The sequence below is a fragment of the Trebonia sp. genome (assembly GCF_049794275.1).
Lineage (GTDB): Bacteria > Actinomycetota > Actinomycetes > Streptosporangiales > Streptosporangiaceae > Trebonia.
This window is the reverse complement of record NZ_JBARCR010001062.1, coordinates 1-2,532: the sequence shown is the minus strand read 5'-3', so window position 1 is coordinate 2,532 and position 2,532 is coordinate 1. Positions and strand designations below refer to the sequence as shown.

The following is a 2,532-nucleotide window of genomic DNA, read 5'->3' as shown; positions in this document are numbered from 1 at the left end:
GCAGCGCGCCGGTCGCGCCGCCGCCCGGCGCCGCGGTGCGGGCCGCGAGCCGGGTGAGGAAACTTGCGATCGTCTCATCGCGCATGCAGGTGAGGCTACCGTTTGCCGGATCGGCCGGCAGGATCGGCACCAGAAAGTAATGAAGCTACGGGGCTCCGCTCTACTGCGCGGCGAAGGCCTGCTGAGCCAGCGGGTCGTCAGCGGGGAGTACGTCCGGCTGGTCGCCGTCGCCCGGTTGACCGGCGGGCGGCGCGGCGACGCTCTCCGCGTGCGCTGCTTCGCCGGACGGGCCGGGGGCGGGCGCAGGCGGACTTGCCAGCTTGCGGAAATACGCGGAGTCGACGTGCGCCGCCAGCAGGCGAACCCGACCGTCGCCGCTGCCTCTCGGGCTTACCGGGACAACCACCGCCGGCAGGCCCGCGCTGTCAGTGACGAAAAGCTTGAAGTCGCCGAAGCGGAAATGATCGATGTCGACAATAGGTTTTGGGTAATGGTGATATCCGGCCGCCTGGGGAAGCATGCCGGTATGCGAGGCAGCGGGCAGCGGGTAAGACGCGTTGAAGATGGAATCGGTCCACGCGGCGATGCCATTGGCATCGGTAATCGGGGTGCTCAGCAGGCTCTGCCCGTCGTGGTATCCGAAGGACTCATAACCCGGCAAGGTCTGCGGAAAGGCAGCCACCACCCGCCCGGCGTACTGCCGCAGCAGGTCCACCTTGGCGGGATCGGCGCAGAACTGAGCCGACCATTCGATGCCAAGCGGCAGCTGGAGGCAGAGCCAGCCCGCCGCGTCTTTTACCCAGACCGACCCCCCGTGGTGGTCTTGATACTGGTCGCTGCTCAGCACCCAGTCCTTGGTAGTAGCGACCAGGCTCTGCATCAAGGCGCGACTTCGCGTGTAAGCGGGACTGTCGGTGCGCTGCGGATGATCCACCACAGCGATCACCCATGGGCAGTCTTCTTTCTCTGGATGCGTGCTAGTCATTTGTCCCCCCGTATCGGCCGTCCGGTAACCGTAATTGAGAAAAGTTAAGCGTAAATATGCTTGTCGAGCCAGTCGAACATGCGCTGCTCGGTGAGAGCGGCGCTACCGCTGGCAGCTCGGGCACCAGAACCTGAGCCGTTCTTGTCCCGGTGTGCCCTGCTCGGCCCGCCTGACCAGGGTTCCGCAGCGCCGGCACGGGCGGCCTGCGCGCCCGTACACCCAGCTTTCCCGCCCGGGCCTGGCGTCCCCGGTCGTCACGTGCCCCAGCCGCTCCTTGTTGGCGTCAAGCAGCCTGTGCCCGAGTTCCACCAGGGCGGTCACGTCCTCGATGTCGCCTGCCGGCCGCGACGGATCGACCCCGCGCAAGAACAGCGTTTCTGCCATGTAGACAGTCCCGAAACCGGCGACGTTGCGCTGGTCGAGCAGCGCCTCGCCGATCGGGCGGCCGGCGTCCGCGGTGAGGCGGCGGACCGCCTCGGCGGCCTGCGCCTCGTCCCAGCCCGGGCCGAGCAGGTCGGGGCCGAGATGCCCGGTCACCTGGTATTCCCGCGCGGTCGGCAGGATCTCGGTGACGCCGAGCAGGTAGCCGACGGCCTGCCATTCCGCGTTGGCCAGCACGACCCGCACCTGGTGCGCGTTCTTCCGCGGCGGGCCCGCGGCCGCGGGGCGGATCCGCCACGAGCCGTCCATCTTGAGGTGGGTATGCACCGTCAGGCCGTTCCCGACGCGGATGAGCAGGTGCTTGCCCTGGGAGACGGCCTCCGTCACCGGGTGACCGGTGAGGTTGGCGGTCGCGTACCTGGGCACGCGGAAGTCGCTGCGGGTCAGCACCCGCCCCGCCAGCGCCTCGTGCAGGCGCCGTGCGGTGTTCCAGACGACATCACCTTCGGGCACCCCTCAAGGATGCCCGCCGCCGGGGAGTGCGCCGCACAGGGCGGCCGCCGGGTGAGTGGTCGGCGGGCTAGCGGCGGCCTGGGTAGCCGCCGGTGCCGTACCCGCCCGTGCCGTAGCCGTTGTTGCCCTGGCCTGCCGGGCGCGGGGTCCGGTACCTGTCGTCCTGGTCAGTGGCCGGCCTGGACGGGTAGGGCTGGCTCGGGTACGGGTGGGACGGGCCGGTCCCGCGGTCGTACGGGTGCTGGCCGGAGTGCTGAGCGCCGTGGCCGGGGTTGCGGGCCGTGCCCGCCTGCGGGTCGGCAGGGTACTGCGGCATGCTGAACGTCTGGGTCTGCTCGTTCAGCGCCGCGTCCCGCCGGTCGTCGGGGACCTGCCCCCGTCGCGCCGCGACCCGGTAGGAGCGGCCGTCGGTGTCGGTGAGGGCCGACCGCGACCACGCCTTGCTGGTCAGCGGATCGTCATCGGCGCCCCTGCGGGGGCGGCCCTGGTTCCTCGCGTCGTGATTGGCGGCGTCCTGGCGCCACACGCCCTGGCTCTCGAGGGCGCCGCGGCTGTCCTGGCCGCGGGGGTCCTGAGGCCTGGCGCCGTGCCGGGGCTCGGGATAACCGGTGGCGGTCACCCGGTCGATGCGCTCGGTGCGCTCGCCCCAGTCG

2 protein-coding genes and 1 pseudogene are annotated in these 2,532 nt (G+C 70.6%); all 3 read right to left on the bottom strand.

The annotated features are described in order from the left end of the window. Nucleotides 1-160: 160 nt before the first annotated feature. On the bottom strand, nucleotides 161-985 hold the full coding sequence (locus WA805_RS26585; RefSeq protein ID WP_422324147.1) for a DUF6424 family protein: 825 nt from the start codon (nucleotides 983-985) through the stop codon (nucleotides 161-163). 102 nt (nucleotides 986-1,087) lie between these two features. Further along, the gene (locus WA805_RS26580) at nucleotides 1,088-1,879 is read right to left on the bottom strand and encodes a DNA-formamidopyrimidine glycosylase family protein (protein ID WP_422277023.1); all 792 of its coding nucleotides are present in this window, start codon (nucleotides 1,877-1,879) and stop codon (nucleotides 1,088-1,090) included. 67 nt (nucleotides 1,880-1,946) lie between these two features. Next, nucleotides 1,947-2,532 (bottom strand): annotated as a pseudogene (locus tag WA805_RS26575) (hypothetical protein); the annotation flags it as partial.